The 17973-nt window shown below is 68.8% G+C and carries 18 protein-coding genes and 1 pseudogene; 7 read left to right on the forward strand and 12 right to left on the reverse strand.

From position 1 onward, the window contains the following. Positions 1-2: 2 nt before the first annotated feature. From GGQ93_RS01045 to GGQ93_RS01055, 3 genes and pseudogenes are all read right to left on the reverse strand, one after another. Positions 3-185, reverse strand: coding sequence for a hypothetical protein (locus GGQ93_RS01045; protein WP_183214863.1), 183 nt, complete (start codon positions 183-185; stop codon positions 3-5). Continuing rightward, positions 182-1368 (reverse strand): annotated as a pseudogene (locus GGQ93_RS01050) (PepSY-associated TM helix domain-containing protein). The gene GGQ93_RS01045 and the pseudogene GGQ93_RS01050 overlap by 4 nt, the downstream one beginning before the upstream one ends. Beyond that, on the reverse strand, positions 1278-3446 hold the full coding sequence (locus GGQ93_RS01055) for a TonB-dependent receptor (RefSeq protein WP_183214865.1): 2169 nt from the start codon (positions 3444-3446) through the stop codon (positions 1278-1280). The pseudogene GGQ93_RS01050 and the gene GGQ93_RS01055 overlap by 91 nt, the downstream one beginning before the upstream one ends. Positions 3447-3618: 172 nt before the next feature. Between GGQ93_RS01055 and GGQ93_RS01060 the strand changes: the two genes are divergently transcribed. After that, complete coding sequence (locus GGQ93_RS01060) at positions 3619-4545, forward strand: alpha/beta hydrolase (protein ID WP_183214866.1); 927 nt, start codon at positions 3619-3621, stop codon at positions 4543-4545. 481 nt (positions 4546-5026) lie between these two features. On the opposite strand, the gene GGQ93_RS01065 is transcribed toward GGQ93_RS01060, so the two are convergent. The 3 genes from GGQ93_RS01065 to GGQ93_RS01075 form a co-directional block, all read right to left on the reverse strand. Further along, entirely contained in the window at positions 5027-5755 is a 729-nt protein-coding gene (locus tag GGQ93_RS01065) for a prephenate dehydrogenase (RefSeq protein WP_183214867.1), read from the reverse strand. Beyond that, positions 5752-7083, reverse strand: a complete 1332-nt coding sequence (locus GGQ93_RS01070; RefSeq protein ID WP_183214868.1) for a dihydroorotase — start codon at positions 7081-7083, stop codon at positions 5752-5754. Before GGQ93_RS01070 ends, GGQ93_RS01065 begins: the two co-directional genes overlap by 4 nt. A 166-nt stretch (positions 7084-7249) precedes the next feature. After that, positions 7250-8215, reverse strand: a complete 966-nt coding sequence (locus GGQ93_RS01075) for a glycosyltransferase family 9 protein (protein WP_183214869.1) — start codon at positions 8213-8215, stop codon at positions 7250-7252. Between the two features lie 111 nt (positions 8216-8326). Between GGQ93_RS01075 and GGQ93_RS01080 the strand changes: the two genes are divergently transcribed. From GGQ93_RS01080 to rnhB, 6 genes are all read left to right on the forward strand, one after another. Further along, on the forward strand, positions 8327-8545 hold the full coding sequence (locus GGQ93_RS01080) for a hypothetical protein (RefSeq protein WP_054766288.1): 219 nt from the start codon (positions 8327-8329) through the stop codon (positions 8543-8545). After that, entirely contained in the window at positions 8542-9087 is a 546-nt protein-coding gene (locus GGQ93_RS01085) for a hypothetical protein (RefSeq protein WP_183214870.1), read from the forward strand. Before GGQ93_RS01080 ends, GGQ93_RS01085 begins: the two co-directional genes overlap by 4 nt. Positions 9088-9147: 60 nt before the next feature. Continuing rightward, entirely contained in the window at positions 9148-9951 is an 804-nt protein-coding gene (ygfZ, locus tag GGQ93_RS01090; RefSeq protein WP_183214871.1) for a CAF17-like 4Fe-4S cluster assembly/insertion protein YgfZ, read from the forward strand. Positions 9952-9960: 9 nt separating this feature from the next. Then, entirely contained in the window at positions 9961-10719 is a 759-nt protein-coding gene (locus GGQ93_RS01095; RefSeq protein WP_183214872.1) for a 3-oxoacyl-ACP reductase, read from the forward strand. A gap of 197 nt (positions 10720-10916) precedes the next feature. Next, entirely contained in the window at positions 10917-11513 is a 597-nt protein-coding gene (locus GGQ93_RS01100; RefSeq protein WP_183214873.1) for a DNA-3-methyladenine glycosylase I, read from the forward strand. Continuing rightward, positions 11506-12147, forward strand: coding sequence for a ribonuclease HII (gene rnhB, locus GGQ93_RS01105; RefSeq protein WP_183214874.1), 642 nt, complete (start codon positions 11506-11508; stop codon positions 12145-12147). Before GGQ93_RS01100 ends, rnhB begins: the two co-directional genes overlap by 8 nt. Positions 12148-12149: 2 nt before the next feature. Here rnhB and GGQ93_RS01110 read toward each other — a convergent pair whose 3' ends face one another. The 6 genes from GGQ93_RS01110 to GGQ93_RS01135 form a co-directional block, all read right to left on the reverse strand. Continuing rightward, positions 12150-12458: a hypothetical protein gene (locus GGQ93_RS01110; RefSeq protein WP_152950749.1), complete on the reverse strand. Its 309-nt coding sequence runs from the start codon at positions 12456-12458 to the stop codon at positions 12150-12152. 41 nt (positions 12459-12499) lie between these two features. Further along, the gene (locus GGQ93_RS01115) at positions 12500-13642 is read right to left on the reverse strand and encodes a DNA adenine methylase (protein WP_224764451.1); all 1143 of its coding nucleotides are present in this window, start codon (positions 13640-13642) and stop codon (positions 12500-12502) included. A 316-nt stretch (positions 13643-13958) separates the two neighbouring features. Then, the gene (gene pyk, locus GGQ93_RS01120) at positions 13959-15401 is read right to left on the reverse strand and encodes a pyruvate kinase (protein WP_183214875.1); all 1443 of its coding nucleotides are present in this window, start codon (positions 15399-15401) and stop codon (positions 13959-13961) included. Between the two features lie 167 nt (positions 15402-15568). After that, the gene (locus GGQ93_RS01125) at positions 15569-15946 is read right to left on the reverse strand and encodes a helix-turn-helix domain-containing protein (protein WP_183214876.1); all 378 of its coding nucleotides are present in this window, start codon (positions 15944-15946) and stop codon (positions 15569-15571) included. 12 nt (positions 15947-15958) lie between these two features. Continuing rightward, positions 15959-16252: a type II toxin-antitoxin system HigB family toxin gene (locus tag GGQ93_RS01130; protein WP_183214877.1), complete on the reverse strand. Its 294-nt coding sequence runs from the start codon at positions 16250-16252 to the stop codon at positions 15959-15961. A 37-nt stretch (positions 16253-16289) separates the two neighbouring features. After that, positions 16290-17972, reverse strand: a complete 1683-nt coding sequence (locus GGQ93_RS01135) for an alkaline phosphatase family protein (RefSeq protein ID WP_183214878.1) — start codon at positions 17970-17972, stop codon at positions 16290-16292. Position 17973 lies beyond the last annotated feature (1 nt).

The raw sequence follows: 17973 nt of genomic DNA on the forward strand, positions 1-17973 counted from the left end.
GATCACCTTCGACGCCGGATCAGGGCCCAGACGGTGACGATCACGGTGGAGGCCAAGAAGGCCGAAAAGACGGCGTCCCAGGCGCCGTCCTCCAGCAGGGCCCCGATCAGCCCCGTCAGGCTGAGCACGAACACCCAAAGCGGCGCGCCGAAGATGGCCCACAGGCTGCGATCCTTGCGGCTCATGACGCCTTCCGCCGTCCCTTGCCCAGCCACAGATAGAGGCCGGACCCCAGGATGACGATGGTCGCCAGGTCCAGCAGCGCCCACAGGATCTTCAGCCCCAGCCCTCCGTAGTCGCCGAAATGCAGCGGCTGGGACAAAGACAGGGCCTTCACATACCAGGGCGTCGGGGCCACGGCCGTCAGTTCGCCGGTCCTGGCGTCGATCAGGGCCGGCGTCGTCAGATGGGTCGTCAGCGGCGTGTCGCCGTGGAAGAAGACGGCGTAGTGGTGATCGGTCGAATAGTCGGTTCCCGGAAAGGCGATGAATTGCAGGGTCTTGCCCGGCAGGGCCTGTTTCGCCCGCTCCACCGCCACGTCCAGCGAGGCTCGCTCCCCGACGGAGGCCGGGGCCTCATGGGCGGCGGTCAGTTCCTTCAGCGCCGTATTCTTCCAATAGGCCAGGATCGGCGTCGCCAGGGTGTTGATCACCCCCGTCGCCCCGACCACCAGCACCCAGGCTGCGGTGATGACGCCCAGAAGGTTGTGATAGTCCAGCCAGCGGGTCCGCGCCGACTTCGTCGCCCGCACCGTGCCGAACGGCAGACGCCGCATGAAGGGGGCGTACAGCACCACCCCCGACACCACCGCCGTGATCAGCATCAGCCCCATCAGGCCCAGGAACAGCATGCCCGGCAGGCCCAGGAACATGTCGGTGTGCAGCTGAAGCAGGAACTCCATCACCGGATGGCCGGCGACCGGCGGGGCGACGGCGCCGCTGGTCTGGTCGATCGGTTCGAAACTGTAGCGACCGGCCGGGCCGTTCGGATTGACGCTGGTGACGTTCACCACCGGCCGATCCACGTCGAAGCTCATGAAGGCCGGAACCTCGCCCGGATGACGCGCCAGGGCCGCCGCCAGCACCTCGTCCAGGCTCAACAACGGCCCGTCGGGCGCGGCGGGCGTCCAGGCCTGCTCCAGCAGCACCTCTTCGATCTCATGGGTGAAGACCAGCGGCAGGCCGGTGACGCACAGCATCAGCAGGAACAGGGTCGAGACAAGACTCGACCATTTGTGCGTCCAGGACCAGGCGCGGATCGTCCGCGTCCTCATCCGATCAGAATTCCGCCGAGATCGACAGGGACAGGGTGCGCGGCGCCCCCAGCGTCAGATAGTTGGAGCCCGGATAGCCGCCGACGGCGACCCACTGGTCCTCGTCGGCCACGTTCTCGACCCGCGCCCGGACCGTCAGAGGACGCCCGCCGGCCTCGAAGGCGTAGCGAACCCCGGCGTCGAACCGGGTCCAGGCGTCCAGCTCCAGCGTATTGGCCGCATTCGCCGCCTGGGCGCTGGTGTGGACCACCCGCCCCTCCAGCGTCAGGCCGCTGAGGCGCGGCACGTCCCATTCGACGTTCAGATTGGTCTGGACCTCCGGCACGCCGATGGCCGACTTGCCTTCGTTCGCCGCCGTCAGCGACCGTTTGACCTCGGCGTTCAGCCAGGTCGCCCCGCCGATCAGCCGCAGGCCGTCGATCGGCTCGCCATAGACGGTCAGTTCAACGCCCCGGTTCTCCTGTTCGCCCCCGTCGGAATAGACGCGGGAGGCGGGATCGAAGAAGGCGCTGGGCAGGGTCGTCCTGAAGAGGCTCAGCGTCCCGCCGAAGGTTCCGGCGTCATATTTGGCCCCGACCTCGGCCTGTTCGGCGCGGAAGGGCGACAGCACCTCGCCGGCGTTCGCCACGGCTGCGCCGTTGACCACCGCAGGCGCGACCCGACCGGGCGTCAGGGCCTCGGCATAGTTGGCGTACAGCGAAACCCGGTCGCTGGGCTTGTAGACCAGGGCGAAGGCCGGGGTCGCAGCCTCGCTGGCATAGCCCGAGCCGAAGGCGCCGTCGGCATAGGCGTAGGACTTGGTCTCGATCTCCTGATACCGCACGCCGACCGTCGCCAGCAGACGGCCGTCCAGGAAGGACAGCCTGTCCGCCACGGCGACGCTGGTGTTCTTGACCCGCTCGGTCACCTTCGGGTCACTCAGGTCGCCCGAGACGCTGGCGATCGTCGGCGCCGGCGACAGGATCGGATCGGTCAGGGTTCCAAAGCTGTACCCCGCGAAGTTCGATCCCGCCCAGGCGTTCCTCGACTTGGACTGGATCTGAGAGGCCGAGGCGACCAGTCGGTGCCCAACCGGGCCGGTGGTCAGGTCCGCCCGCAGGCCGACGTCGCCGGACCAGACCGTGTCTTTGCGGATATTGTCGAAGCGATAGCCCCGGATGGCGCCCGCCGCGTCGGCTCGCGGATTGGCCAGGCTGTTGTCCTCCTCGCCTTGACGCCCGCCGAAGGCGGCCCAGGCGGTGACGCTGTCGGTGATGTCAAACTCACCCCGCACCGCGCCGAACAGCTGTTCCTCATCCGTATAGGTCCAGCGCTGGGCGAAATTCCGATCGGCGGAGGGGGCCTCGGGGATGGCGGCGCCGGGCGTCACACTGGGGCGCGGGGCGTCGATCCGGTGGTCCTGCCAGCCCAGATCGGCCGAAAAGCGCGCCCGCTCGCCCCGCCGGTCCAGGTTCAGGCCCACCACGCGCAGGGTGTTGGTCTGGTCCTCGACCGAGGCTTCGCCGCCCCGGCCGGCGACGTTCAGGCGCGCGCCCGATTCGTCCTGATCGCCGAACCGGCGCGCCAGATCGGCCGCGGCGTAGATTTCATCGGCGCCGGACACGCCCGCCGTCAGACGGGTCAGCGGTCCATTGGCCCGCTTGGGCGTCAGGTTGAAGGCGCCGCCCACCCCGGTTCCGCCGGGCGCCGCCCCGTTCAGAAAGGCGCTGGCCCCGCGAAAGACCTCGACCCGCTCGATCAGCTCGGCCGCCACGAACTGGCGCGGCAGAACGCCGTACAGGCCGTTGTAGCTCATGTCGTCCGAATAGACCGGGAAGCCCCGGATCACATACAGTTCCTGGAAATTGCCGAAGCCCTTGGTCACCCGCACCGTCGGATCGTTCTGCAACACGTCGCCGATCCCGCGCGCCTGCTGATCCCGCGCCAGTTTTTCGGTGTAGCTGGTGGTGGAGAAGGGCGTGTCCATCATGTCCAGATTGCCCAACAGGCCGACCCGACCGCCCCGCGCCACCTGGCCGCCCGCCGCCGGCGCCGTCAGATTCACCTGCGACCCCGTCACCACGATCTCGCCCAGCTCGGTCGGCGCGGCCGGCCCCTGCTGCGCCAAGGCGGGGGCGGCGAGGCTCAGGGCCAGGAGGCTGACGGCGCAGGCGAGACGGATCGGGCGGGCCATGATCTGCAACATATTCTCAAGAACAGAAAGGCGGGCTCCATACGCGCTTCTGCAACTGGTTTGCAATGGCAAGGCGGTGTTCGGCGCCCGGCCATCTTGCCGCACCGGCTCAGGGGACTACGGTCGAGAGCCGCCACCCCTTCTGAACGCCCCCTCTTCAAAGGAGACCGCCATGTTCAGCCTCGCCCTCGCCCTGCTCGCCGGCCCCGTCTCCAGCGAGGTGACCCTGCCCGCACAGCCCGCGCCCCTGCACGGAACCCTGTCGGCGCCCGACAGCCCCGCCGCCGTCGCCGTGATCCTGCCGGGCTCAGGACCGACGGATCGCGACGGGAACAGCCCGATGGGCGTTTCCGCCTCCACCTATCGCCTTCTGGCCGAGGGGCTGGCGGCGCAAGGGATCGCCACGGTGCGGATCGACAAGCGCGGCATAGCCGCCAGCGCGGCGGCCGGTCCGGCCGAGGCCGATCTGCGCTTTGACGCCTATGTGGCCGACGCCCGCGCCTGGGCCGCCGAGGCCGCCCGTCGCGCCGACAAGCCCTGCGCCTGGCTGATCGGCCACAGCGAGGGCGCCCTGGTCGCGCTGAAGGCGGTCGAGGGTGGAGACGATAAGGTCTGCGGCCTGGTCCTGCTGTCCGGCGCCGGCCGCCCCGCGGGCGTGGTCCTGCGCGAACAGCTGGAAAAGGGCCTGCCCGAGCCGCTGAAGGCCCCGGCCTTCGCCGCCCTGGCCGAGCTTGAGGCCGGCCGCACCGTCGCCGATCCGCCCCCGGCCCTGGCGGCCCTGTTCCGTCCCTCGGTCCAGCCCTATCTGATCTCCTGGCTGCCGCTGGACCCCGCCGCCCTGCTCGCCGCCTATGACGGCCCGGTCTTCATCGGCCAGGGGACGACCGACCTCCAGGTCGGGATCGCCGACGCCCAGGCCCTGGCCGCCGCCGACCCCAGGGCGACGCTGAAACTGTGGGACGGCGTCAACCACATCCTGAAAACCGCCCCCGCCGCCCGCGCCGCCAACCTGGCGACCTACGCCGACCCGGCGTTGCCGCTCGCGCCGGGCGTGGCGGAGGACGTGGGGGCGTTCATTCGGGCGAACGATGAACACTGAGTTCAACTTGGGAAGCGGACATACTCAGCGTCGCTCATAGGTGGAGAGCGGACTTTACCGCCTAAGCGTCCACCATCGTGATGTCTCTAATCCTTTCACGAATTGCCCGCGTCTCGAAGATCGCCATGCGTGCGCCAGTGGGCCTGCATCGCACGATGGCAACGGTCGCGCCTCGCTCTGAAAGGAAACGTCTAAGCCGCTTACCGTTTCTTCGCCCCCAAACGCCGACGTAGCGAGCAAAGACGCCACGGCGATAGACCACATGCCCACTGAACGCGGCGGAGATTTCCTTCGGCGACATGAATGCTTTCAACGCTTCACGCTCAACGATGCAGACGTGAGTGTCGCCTCTTGGACTGAAAGCCCAATCTCGGAAGGAATAAACCGTAAGCGGTGCCATGCGTGGCTCTTTGATCCTCAAGGAAAACGTCCGCAACGGGTCAACAGCGCCATCCAGCCTACGCCCCAAAAGGAACGCCCCCTACCCCTCCCCCAACGCCCCCCGCGCCTGATCCGCCAGGGTGAAGAACCGCTCGCGCACCTCGGCCGCGAAGGGATTGTCGCGTTCGATGGCGCGGAAGACGGCGGGGCTGTCGTGGCGCACCATGTCCACCGCCTCCATCAGCCGGTCGAAACTGGCGGTGGTCATGCGGGTCGGCAGGGGCTCCATGGCCAGAAGCGCACGGGCGATCAGATGGGTCAGGCCCTGGACTACGGCCGCCTCCCGGTCATGATCTTCGGGCGTGACCTCAAAGACCCCCAGCTTCAGGGCTTTCCGGCAGAAGGCGGCGACGCGGCGGGCGTCACGGTCGCCGCGTACCACGCAGACGGCGATCCTGAGCCCGGCGATCCCGGCCTTGCCGCTCTGGGGGCCGAACAGGGGGTGGGTTCCGACGACGCGCACGCCGGGCGCCAGCCTATCGTCCATCAGTCGCGCGGGCTTCACCTTGACCGAACCGACGTCGAGGACCAGGGCGCCCGGCGCCAGATGGGGGCCCATGGCGGCCAGGGTCGCCTCCAGCGCCTCGACCGGCACGGCCAGGATCACCGTCGGACAGGCGGCGGCGGTCGCCAGATCGGTCAGGGTCGCATGGCCCTCGCCGTCGTTCGCCGCCGGATCATGGGCGTAGATGTCGAACCAGGGCGACAGATGCCGCGCCGTCAACCGCCCGAAGGCGCCGAAGCCGATCAGGCCGAGTTTTTCCCTCACAGCGTCTCCATGAACCGCACCGGCCGTCCGTGGGCCGCGCCGATCAGTTCGCCGTCCTGCATCACCACCCGGCCGCGCACGATCGTCGCCATCGGCCAGCCGGTGGCCTCGAAACCGTCGAAGGGGGTCCAGCCGCAGCGCGAGGCCTGCTGGTCGTGGGTGATCGTTCTCTTGGCCTTCAGATCGACGAGGGTCAGATCGGCGTCATAGCTGACGGCCATCCGTCCCTTGTTGGCCGTGCCGAACACCCGCTGGGCGCCGGCCGAGGTCAGGTCGATGAACCGCTCCAGGCTGAGCCGCCCTTGCGCCACATGGGTCAGCATCAGGGGCACAAGCGTCTGCACCCCCGGCATGCCGGACGGCGAGGCCGGATAGGGTTTGGCCTTCTCCTCCTTGGTGTGCGGCGCATGGTCCGAGCCGATGACGTCCGCCACGCCCTGCTGCATGCCCCACAGCCACAGAGCGTCGACATGCTCCTGCGACCGGATCGGCGGGTTCATCTGGGCATAGGCGCCCAGCCGCTCATAGGCTTCGGGCGCGGCCAGGGTCAGGTGCTGGGGCGTGATCTCGACGGTGGCGACATCCTTGTGGAAGCGCAGATACTCCATCTCGTCCCGGGTCGTGACGTGCAGCACATGGATGCGCGCGCCGGTCTCCTGGGCCAGGCCGACCAGGCGGCGGGTCGAGCGGATGGCGCTCTCGGCGTCGCGCACCTCGGGGTGGCTGGTCCAGTCGCCGGTGCGGGCCAGGCCCCGCCGTTCGACCAGCCGGTATTCGTCCTCGGAGTGGAAGGTGGCGCGGCGGCGCACGTTCGACAGAACCTTGCGCACCCCCTCGTCGTCGGCGATCAGCAGGTCGCCGGTCGAGGCGCCCATGAAGACCTTGACCCCGCAACAGCCGGGCAGCCGCTCCAGCTCGCCCAGATAGTCGGCGTTCTCATGCGTGCCGCCGACATAGAAGGCGTGGTCGGTCCACATCCGGTCCTTGGCCCGGGCCAGCTTGTCGGCCATGGTGTCCGGGTCGGTGGTGTTGGGATTGGTGTTCGGCATTTCGAACACGGCGACGACCCCGCCCAGGGCCGCCGCGCGGCTGCCCGTCTCCAGGTCTTCCTTCCACTCCAGGCCGGGTTCGCGGAAATGGACCTGGGTGTCGATGACGCCGGGCAGGACGGTCAGGCCCGTCGCGTCGAAAGTCTCTCCGGCCGAGGCCTGGGACAGGTCGCCGATGAAGGCGATCTTGCCGTCGATCACCCCGACGTCGGCCGGCCCGCGGCCGGCGTGATTGGCCACCTCGCCGCCACGGACGATCAGGTCATAGGTCTGGGTCATGGGCGGGCTCCTGACTATTCATCACCGTCATCCTCGGGCTTGACCCGAGGATCGGACCGTCCGCGTCACGGCAGAAGACGCATGGGCTGTGTGCTTCTACCGGAAGGCGCCCCGTGTGCGGAACCCTCGATCCTCGGGTCGAGCCCGAGGATGACGGCGGTGTGGGTCAGCCCCGCTCCTTCAACACCTTTTGCGCCGCCTTCAGCACCCGCTCCCACGGCAGGTCCATCATATGCTGGATGGCCTGGTTCAGCCGGGGGTCCAGGGTCTTGAACTCCGCAAACGATCGGGGCCCGCGCACCGTCACCCCCTTCCAGGGGCCGCGCCGCGTCTCGTCCGACGGGCCGAAGACCGCCACCACGGGCGCGCCCGCCGCCGTCGCCAGATGGGTCCAGATCGAATCCGCCCCGATATAGAGCCGCGCCTTGGACAGGGCCGCGACCGTCTGCAGCCGCGTCAGCTTTCCTTGCAGCTCGATCACCCGCGCGCGCGGCGCGGCATAGCGGATGGTGTGGGCCGCTTCCCGGTCGATCTCCTCGCCGACGATCATCAGACGCCCGCCGGCCAGGGGGCCGTCGTCGGCCAGGAGCTTGGTCGCCACCTTGGCGTAGCGTTCGGCCGGCCAGCGCCGCCCCATCCACTCCACCCCCGGCCCGACCGCCAATATGGGGCCGTCGCCGCCGGTCGCGGGGATCAGGGCCTCGACCTGGGCCTGGGTGATGTCGGAGACATAGAGCCGGGGCGCCGGCGCCTCATGCGGCTCCAGCTTCAGCACGGCGGCGGCGGCCTCGACCGCATGAACGCCCTCGGGATCGCGCCCCCGCACCGCCCGCTTCTGGCGCCTCAGCTTGCCCGACAGGGTGGAGCCGCGCATGTCCACGACCAGGCCCCAGTGGGTCCCCCGCACCTGGTTCCACAGGGCGATCCAGTCGAACCGCCCCTCGCGCTCCAGCACCAGCAGCCGTTCCAGCCGGGGGGTGTCGGCGAACAGGGGCGCGCTGGCGGCCGATCCCACCACGGTGAAGACGGCGTTGGGCAGGCTCTCCACCAGATAGGCGAGCACGCCCGAAGACAGGACGGCGTCCTCGGCGTCCGCCTCGGCGATATAGAGGATGGGAAAGCGCCCGATCATCCGTGCACCGTATAAGGGGATTCTCGCCGGGATTCAGCGCCAATCCCCAACTGCGGGTCTGCGCCTCGTCCAACGGTTTCCCCGCAGGCCGCAATGGTTTAGAGCCCGGCCATGGTTCAAACCCCCGATCCGGCCGCCGTCGCCGCCCTCGAACGCTTCAAGGCTCAACGGGTCACGGCCCTCTATCGGCTGGACCTGATCGACCAGGGCGCGGTCATCACCTATGAGGACGGCACGCCCGTGGACATGGCCTCTGAGAAGACGCGGCTTCAGGCCGTGGTCGCCGACATGGACCGCCGCATCGCCCGGCTGGAGCGGTCGGTCGGTTGAGCCTGCCCCTCCTGCCCGACCGAGCTTGCGGCGCCTGCGTCGAATGCTGTCGGGCCATTCCGCTGAACCTGCCCGAACTGGCCAAGCCCACCGGCGAGCTGTGCGCCTATTGCGTCGAGGCGACGGGCTGTTCGGTCCATGCCGTACGCCCCCAGACCTGCCGCATCTGGTTCTGCCTGTGGCGGGTCGTCGAACTGTCCGACGACTGGCGGCCGGACCGCAGCGGGGTCATCGTCCGCCCGGATGGGATCGAGGACGGGGTGATCACCCTGTACGTCCTGCGGCGCAGCGACTTTCTGGCCTCCATCGACCTGTTCGCCACCGTCGCCGGCTGGATCGCCGAGGGGGTGGAGGTGGCGCTCAGCGTCCCCGGCCCCGTTGGGACCTATCCCGCCCGCGCGGTCGTCACCGACTGGCTGCGCCCGGCCGTTGAGGAGGGCGATCCCGCCGACTTCCTGGATCGGCTGATGCGGTCGCTGGACCGGCTGGACCGCCATGATTTCCAGCCGGACGGGGTGGTCGCCCGCTACGCCGTGGTCTGAGGCCCAGATTTTCGGTCCCGCCGCCTTATGCCCAGGCTCCGGCCTGCCTATCTAGGCGCCATGCCCGTCGCCCGCCTGTCCAGCCGCGCCCTGATCGCCGTCACCGGCCCCGAGGCCCGGCCCTTCCTGCACAATCTGCTGACCCAGGACGTCGAGACCCTGTCCGAAGGCGAACTGCGGTTCGGCGCCCTGCTCTCCCCGCCCGGTCGGCTGCTGTTCGACCTGTTCATCCTGGGCCAGGCCGAGGGCGTCCTGCTGGACGTCGCCGCCGACCGCCGCGACGCCCTGATCCAGCGGCTGTCGATGTACAAACTGAGGGCCCGGGTCCAGGTGGCCGCCGACGACCGCCCCGTCTTCGCCGCCTGGCCCGACGCGCCCACAGGCTTCATTCCCGACCCCCGAACACCTCTGATGGGCGGCCGCCTCTATGGCCCGGCTACAGCCGACGCGACCGAGGCCGACTATGACGCCCATCGCCTGTCGGTCGGCGTGCCCGATCCGGCCGCCGACGCCCCCCAGGACAAGACCTATCCGATCGAGGCCGATTTCGACCTGCTGAACGGGATCGACTTCCACAAGGGCTGTTTCGTCGGCCAGGAGACCACCTCGCGGATGAAACGCCGGGGTTCGATCAAGAACCGGATGCTGGTCCTCGACTTCGACGGCCCCCCGCCCCCCTTCGGCGCCGAGGTGCTGAAGGGCGAGCTGCGCGCGGGCGAGGTGCTGTCCGGCAAAGGCGGCTCCGCCATGGCCCTGTTGCGCATCGACCGTCTCGACGGCGAGCTGACCGTCGAGGGTCGGCCGGTGCGCTTGCGCAAACCCGCCTGGATGGGTCAGGACGTTCTCCCCTCCTCAACCGACTGAGACCCTCCCATGAAGATCGCCGACCAGATCGTCCTCATCACCGGCGGCGCGCGCGGCGTCGGCGCCGCTGCGGTGCGCGCCTTCGCGCGTGAAGGGGCGCGCGTGATCATCAACTGGCGCGCCAGCGGCGAGGCCGCCGAGGCCCTGGCGGCCGAGATCGGCGACCGCGCCGTCGCCCTTCAGGCCGATGTGACCGACCGCGCCGCCGTCGACGCCCTGGTCGGCGCCGCGCAAGACCATTTCGGCGCCCCCGTCACCACCGTCGTCAACAACGCCCTGGACTACAGTTTCAACGGCGACGCCCGGTCGCAGATGACCGACATCGCTTGGGACGAGCTGGCGGCCCAGTTCTCGACCGTGGTGCGCGGCGCCCTGAACACCATCCAGGCCACGGCGCCGGGCATGGCCGCCGGTCGGTTCGGGCGGATCATCAACATCGGCACCAACCTGTTCCAGAACCCGGTCGTGCCCTATCACGACTACACCGCCGCCAAGGCCGCCCTGCTGTCGCTCACCCGCACCGCCTCGGCCGACCTGGGTCCGGACGGGATCACCGTCAACATGGTCTCCGGCGGCCTCTTGCGCACCACCGACGCCAGCGCCGCCACGCCGGACGCCGTCTTCGACCTGATCGCCGGAATGACCCCGCTGCGGTCAGTGACAACGCCGGAGGAATTCGCCGACGCCGCCCTCTTCTTCGCCTCCCCCTGGAGCCGCGCCGTGACGGGCCAGAACCTGGTGGTGGACGGGGGATTGGTCAGGGATTGATCTCACCAGACCTTCCCCCGCTTGCGGGGGAAGTGTCAGCTCGTCGCGCGGAGCGAGACGGCTGACGATGGGGGAAGTCTTCTTCTTCAAATAAAACTTCCCTTTCCGTCGCGGGATCGCTTCGCGATCGACGCGCTGCCTCTCCCGCAAGCGGGAGAGGGTCTTGAACACCTCGAACAAACCGGCAACATCGCCGCATGACCGACTCAGACACCTCAGGCCGCTGCGGCTGGTGCGGGACCGACCCGCTCTATGTCGCCTATCACGACACCGAATGGGGCGTCCCCGAACGCGACCCCCGCGCCCTGTGGGAGAAGCTGGTCCTCGACGGCTTTCAGGCCGGCCTCGCCTGGATCACCATCCTGCGAAAGCGCGAAGGCATCCGCGACGCCTTCGACGGCTTCGACGCCGAGATCGTCGCCCGCTATGACGAGGCCGACATCCAGCGCCTGCTGGGCGACCCCCGCATCATCCGCTCGCGCGCCAAGATCAAGGCCGCCATCCGCGGCGCCCAGATCTGGCTTGAGATGCGCGACAACGGAGAGGATTTCTCAGCGTGGCTCTGGTCCTTCGTCGGCGGCGAACCAATCCACACCCCCTTCGCCGACTATCGCCAAGCCCCGACCCAGACCGAACAGTCCGTCGCCATGGCCAAGGCCCTGAAGAAACGCGGCTTCAACTTCTGCGGCCCGGTGATCGTCTACGCCTTTATGCAGGCGGTCGGCATGGTCAATGATCACCAGACGACCTGCTTCCGTCACGCCCAGGTTCGTGCGATGGCGGGCCATGGCTAAAGCCCCCGCGAATCCGAAGGCCTTTCCCACGCTCGCGCTGGAGACCCTGCTGATCCAGCGCGTCAACGGCCCCGTCTGCGGCGTGGACGAGGCGGGGCGCGGGCCGTGGGCGGGGCCGGTGTCGGCGGCGGCGGTGATCCTGAACCCCGACGACCTGCCGCCGGGCATCGACGATTCCAAGGCCCTGACCGAAAAGCGCCGCGCCGCGCTGGAGCCCGAGATCAAGGCCCGCGCCGTCGCTTGGGGCGTCGGCTTCGCCTCGGTAGAGGAGATCGAGGCGCTGAACATCCTGCACGCCACCGGCCTGGCCATGTGCCGCGCCATCGAGGCCCTGTCGGTCCAGCCGGTCGCCGCCCTGGTGGACGGAAACTATCGGTTCAAACTGCCGTGCGAGATCCAGACCGTGGTCGGCGGCGACGGCCTGTCCCTGTCCATCGCGGCGGCCTCGATCCTGGCTAAGACGGCGCGGGACCGGCTGATGATCGAACTGGACGCCGAGTATCCCGGCTACGGCTTCGCCGGCCACAAGGGCTATAACGCCCCCGTCCATCAGGCCGCGCTGAAGATCCTCGGCCCCTGCCCCGCCCATCGCCGCAGTTGGGGACCGATCAAGGCCTTGCTCGAAGAGGCCTGACCTCAGATGTGCATGAAGCCGCCCAGGAGGGCGCCCATCAGGGCGGCCACCGCGGCGCCGGCGATCATCATCATCCAGTGCGGCGGCGGGTTCAGGGCCGGTTCCGCCTCCGGTTCGACGGTCTCGACCGGCTCGGGCTCGCGCCGGCCGAACCGCTCGGCGTTGTGGGTATAGAGGCGCGACGTCATGCGATCCGCCGGAAAATCGGAAATGGGCTGATCCGTCACCCAGGACTTGGGCTCGGCGGCCGGGCGCAGGCGATAGTCGTCTTCGCGAGCGGGGGTTCCAGTGTGTGTGACGGGCGGTTGCATGGACCCTCAACGGCGTGCGCCCGAGTCGGGTTCCCGCCCCGTCAGGCCGCCAGCGACAGATCCACCGGCCGGTCGGTGACCACGAACAGGTGTTCGACGTTCCTCAGCCGCCCCACCTGCCCCACCTTCTCCCCCTTGGGATTGTGGATGCCGATCCGGGCGCCGACGTAGCGGGGGTGGGCGATCTCCACGACCTGGACCCGTCCCCGCGCCGACAGCATCTCGACCAGATCCTGACGGCTCAGATAGCCCTCGTCATTAAAGCTGACGATCAGGTTCGGCGCCCGGACGCGCTCGATCACCGACTTCAGGGCCGGGCCGATGCCGGGGCGGCTGTTGAAGGCGCTCTTGCGCGTCTTCACATCCACCCGCTTGTTGGCGATCCCATAGGTCTCGGGCCGGTCCCACAGCACCAGGCTTTCCCAGCAGTGATAGTTGGCCAGATAGGAATGCTGGTTATAGGGCGGGTCCAGATAGACCAGGTCCGCCTCCACCTGATCGGCCATTTCGACCGCATCGCCTTGGGTCGCCCGGCACGGCGCCCCGACGCCCGGCAGGATGTCGGGCAGGCGCAGTTCCAGCGGCTTCAGCGCGCGCGGCGCCCACTGTTTCATATAGGCCATCTGCACCCCGGCGGTGCTGTCGACCCGGTCCGCCGCCTCCATCAGACTGACCAGGACCACCGCCTTCAACTCGGGCTCCAGCTCCATCGCCTCGATCCGGTCGCGCACCGCGTCGATCCGGGCGCCGTTGTCGGGATGGAAGTAGCGGGCGTCCCGGCAGAAGGTCTGGGTGAACCAGCCCGCCTCGGGCTTCACGGCCCGCAGTTCCGCCAGCACCGCCTCGGCCCGGTCGATCCAGACCTCTCGATCGGCCTGGACATAGGCCGTCGCCAGGGCGTGGGCATAGGCGTTGTGGTCGTTCGACCAGAGCTGAAACCCCTTGGCCTTCAGGGCATGGCCGACCCGCGCCGTCCCTGAAAACAGGTCGCACACCCGCCCGCCCTGCGGCAGGACGCTCGCCACGGCGGCGCTCACATGGCCCAAGAGGGCGCGTTTGGAGCCGATATATTTGATCATCCGGGCCGCCGACTCATGCCGCCACGGTAGCGCTCCGGCGCCTTCGCCGCCATCGCCGTCGCCGCCGATCCGCACGACGACCCGGAAATCAGACAGGGCCGTCAAGGCCTTGGACGGATCGACCCGCTGTCGACGCCCCTGGGTCCGACGGCGCCCTATAGGACGTCTCAGGTCTTTGACAACCTTCGCCCCCATCCTGCACCCGGCTCAATCGGACAGATCGGACACATCGGACACCTCTTTTTCGTGTCCGATCGGGCCGCGTTCAGCGGCCTTCGCGGCCGTCCTGGCCCCGCTAAATCGGACAGATCGGACAGATCGGACACTGTTTTTTCGTGTCCGATCCCGCCGCCTTCGGCCCGTTCACCGGACTCAATGGACTCATCGGACTGTTTTTTCTCAGTCCGACGGCGCCTGATCCTCAGCCCTTCTTGCGCCCCTTGGCCTTGGCGGGCGCATGGGCCAGGCGCAGCAGATTGGCTGCACCCGGCGCGCCGAACGGCGTGCCGGCCAGGATCAGGATGCGCTGACCCGGCTCGGCCAGCCCATAGCGGACGGCGCTGTTGACCGCATCGTCGGTCACGGCCTCCAGCGAGTCCGGCTGATCCCCCAGGCGCGGCTCCAGACCCCAGACCAGGGCCAGCCGCCGCGCCGTGTTCGGGTTAGGCGTCAGGACCAGGATCGGCTTCAGCGGCCGCTCGCGCGCCATCCGCCGGGCCGTGCCGCCCAGGGTGGTGAAGACCACCAGACAGCCGGTCGAGGGGGCGCTGGCCGCCATGGCCGCCGCCGCCACCAGGGCGTCGACGTCGTGTTCGTCCATGCCGGCGTGTTCGGCGCCCATCAGCTTGGGCCACATCGGGTCACGCTCCACCCGCTCGATGATCCGGCTCATGATGCCGACCGATTCCAGCGGATAGTCGCCCGACGCCGTCTCGGCCGACAGCATCAGGGCGTCGGCGCCTTCGTAAACGGCGTTGGCGACGTCGGTCGCCTCGGCGCGGGTCGGGGCCGGGGCGCTGGTCATGGATTCCAGCATCTGGGTAGCCACGATCACCGGCACCCCGCGATTGCGCGCCGCCCGCACGATCTGCTTTTGCGCCACCGGCACGTCCTCGGGGTCCAGCTCGACCCCCAGGTCGCCGCGCGCCACCATCACCCCGTCGCAATAGTCCAGAATGGCCTCCAGATCGGCCACGGCGGCGGGCTTTTCAATCTTGGCCAGGCAGGCCGCCTGGCCGTTCACGATCCGCTTCAGCTCGGCCATGTCCTCGGGCTTCTGCACGAAGCTCAGCGCCACCCAGTCCACGCCCTGGCGCAGGGCGAAGGCCAGGTCCTCACGATCCTTGGGCGTCAGGGCCGAGACCGGGATGACCGCGTCCGGCACGGCCACCCCCTTGCGGTCCGACAGTTTCGTGCCGCTCTCGACCGTCACATCGGCCCAGTCGTCGGTCCGGTCGCCGACCCGCAGCCGCACCCGGCCGTCGTCCAGCAACAGCAGCATGCCGGGGCGCAGGGCCTTGAAGATTTCGGGGTGCGGCATCTGCACCCGGGTCTCGTCGCCCGGCGTCGGGTCCAGGTCGAACCGCATCTTGTGGCCCGGCTTGACCGCGATCTCGACGTCCTTGAACCGGCCCAGCCGCAGCTTGGGCCCTTGCAGATCGGCCAGAACCCCCAGCGGCCGTTGCAGCGCCATCTCGGCGCCCCGCACGGCCTTCAGGGCGGCGGCGTGGTCCTCGTGCGAGCCGTGGCTGAAGTTCAGCCGAAAGACGTCCACCCCCGCCTGGGCCAGAGCCTTGACCGTGCCGGGCGCGCGGCTGGCGGGCCCCAGGGTCGCGACGATGCGGGCGCGGCGGGCTCTGTTCATGACGGCGTTTCCTGCTGGTTTCTGGGCCGCCCGGCGGCGCACGGCGGCACCGATCCGGGACGATTTGCCCTCTTCTGCCTAGGAAACGTCAAGGGCGTAAGCCCGGCTTCCCTTCGGGAAACACGAGTTTACGGCCCCGAAACAGGAGTTTATCGCGCCGGATCGCTTCAGGCCGCCTTCGCTTCACCGATCAGCGCTTGAACCGGAATACGCCATTCGCGCGCCAGGGTGCGGATTTGCGAAACGGAAAGGGCGCGCCGTCGGTTCAGCACCTCAGACGCCCGTGACCTTGACCCCAGCACGTCCGAAAGATCCGACTGGCTCAGCCCTTGGCGTTCCATGGCGAACCGGATCGCCTCGACCGGATCGCCGGTGGGCATAGGGAAATGATCTTCCTCATATTTCGCCAACAGCAACCCCAGCAGTTCGAACCGATCGCCAGCCTCGCTGCCAGGTTCGGGCGCGTTGTCGAAATAGGCTTCATAGGCCGCCAGAGCCTCGAGGTAGTCGGCCTCATCGCGAAGAATATGGATGTGCATGCTCATCTGCTCCTTCGCCTAGACGGTTTCCACGTCGATACGATCATACTCAGCGTGCGTGCCGACGAACTTCACCAACACCTGCTTGAAGGTGTAGGAGATCCGCACCACCACCCGATATTTGTTACCGCCGATATCGAAGACGACGCGGTTGTCGCCGACGAAATCGGCGGAACGAAAATCATTCCTCACATCCTGCGGAGACCGCCAGTCGGCAGCCTTCGCATGATCATACCAACTCGTCAGCGGTCCCTTCGCCGACGGATGACGAGCCCAGAAGGCCTGGAGAGTCTTCCGGGCGACCACGTTCATCCTGCCTTATAGCTCGATCCCGTTATGGGAACAAGCGTCACTCGGTCGGGCAGTCGGCCACCGCGAACCCGTTCAGGTCGATGCAGCGGCCCTCGACCTTGGGCGTCGCCACCCCGATCACATGGGCCAGGGTGGGGGCGATGTCGATGGTGCGGATCGGCAGGAACCGCTCCTCGCCCGTCGCGCCGGGCCACCAGAACAGGATCGGCACCCGGCGATCATATTCCCACGGCGTGCCGTGCCCGGCCAGGGTCGAGCCGACTCGCCCGCCGGTGGTGACGTTCTGAGCCCAAGCGAACTGGATGTCGGGCGACCGCTCCGGAACGGTGGACAGGCGCATCCGCTCGCGCAGGCTCATCATCTCGGGCTGGCGGCTGTCCGGCAGGGGCTCGGCCAGCAGCCGGTCGCGGGTCTCGGCGAATGCCACGTCCGGCAGGGCGCGCAGCAGCTCGACCGCCGCCTCGGCCACCTGGGTCCGCAGCGGATCGGGCAGAGACCTATGCTCGGCGTCGGCGACCATCAGGCCACTGCCCCCGACCTGAAGCGGATCGGCGCTGAGGTTGAAACGCGCCTTCAGCGCGTCGTTCACCCCCTGGATCGCCGCCATGTCGGCGCGGCGAGCGTGGGGATAGCCGTGGTCGTGCAGCCGCTCGACGAAGTCCGAACCGCCGTGGTCGGCCGTCAGCACCACCAGGACCCCGCCCGGAACCTGGGCCAGCCGATCCAGGAAGACGTCCAGGGCCGCGTCCAGCCGCAGCATCTGCTCGCACATCTCCGGTCCCTGGGTGCCGTACATATGGCCGATCCGGTCCGTGGCCGACAGGCTGACGCCCAGCATGTCGGTCGCCGGCCCCTGCCCCAGCTTCTGGCTGTCCAGCAGATATTCGGCGGCCTCCAGCGTCGCCTCGTCCAGCAGGGGCGAGGTGTCGAACTTCAGGCCCGCCGGGGGCAGGGTCGAATGGAAGGTCTGGCCGCGAATGGTCCAGTCCCCGGCCAGGGCCCGGCACTGATCATGGGCGTAGTCCCAGGTCACCGGCGCCAGGCTCATCCCCTGGCGGAAGGCGCGGTTGTAATCCGCCACCGGCGCCAGCTTGGCCTGCGCCGTCTCACCGGGCTCGACATAGGTGGTCAGGCCGAAGTCGCCGGTGAACCAGAAGGCCTGGCCCTGATGGCCCGCCAGATTGATCGCGCCCCGGTCCTTGCCCGAGACGGCGACGACCTTGCTCTCGGGGCTCACCGCCTTCAGCCAGTCGCCCAGGGTCGTGGCGCGCAGCTGCTCGGGCCCCACCGGTCCGTTGTCTGTGTCGTCCCGTCCGTGGGCCAGGTGGTTCTGCGGCGCGGCCAGGCAATAGACCTCCTTGCCGGTCTTGGCGTCGATCCAGTCGTTGGCGGGGATGCCGGTCTCGGACGGATGCAGGCCCGTCAGGATCGTCGAGTGGCCGGGGCAGGTCTCGGTCAGGCCGTGGGTCTGATAGCCGTTGATCGACACCAGTCCCTGGTCCGCCATCCGGCGCAGGCCGCCGGTGTAGCGGCTGCGATACTGGTCGAACAGATTGGCGCTGAACTGATCCACCACGATGGTCACGATCAGCTTGGGCGGCGTCAGGGCCGCGCGGGCGGTCTGCGGCGCCGCCGTCTGGGCGGTCTGGGCCAGGACCGGACCGGCCGCCCCCAGCGACAGGGCGGCCAGGGCCGCCAGCGTGATGCGCGACAGGGACATG

The sequence above is a fragment of the Brevundimonas aurantiaca genome, from assembly GCF_014199955.1.
In the GTDB taxonomy this organism is placed as follows: Bacteria; Pseudomonadota; Alphaproteobacteria; order Caulobacterales; family Caulobacteraceae; genus Brevundimonas; species Brevundimonas aurantiaca.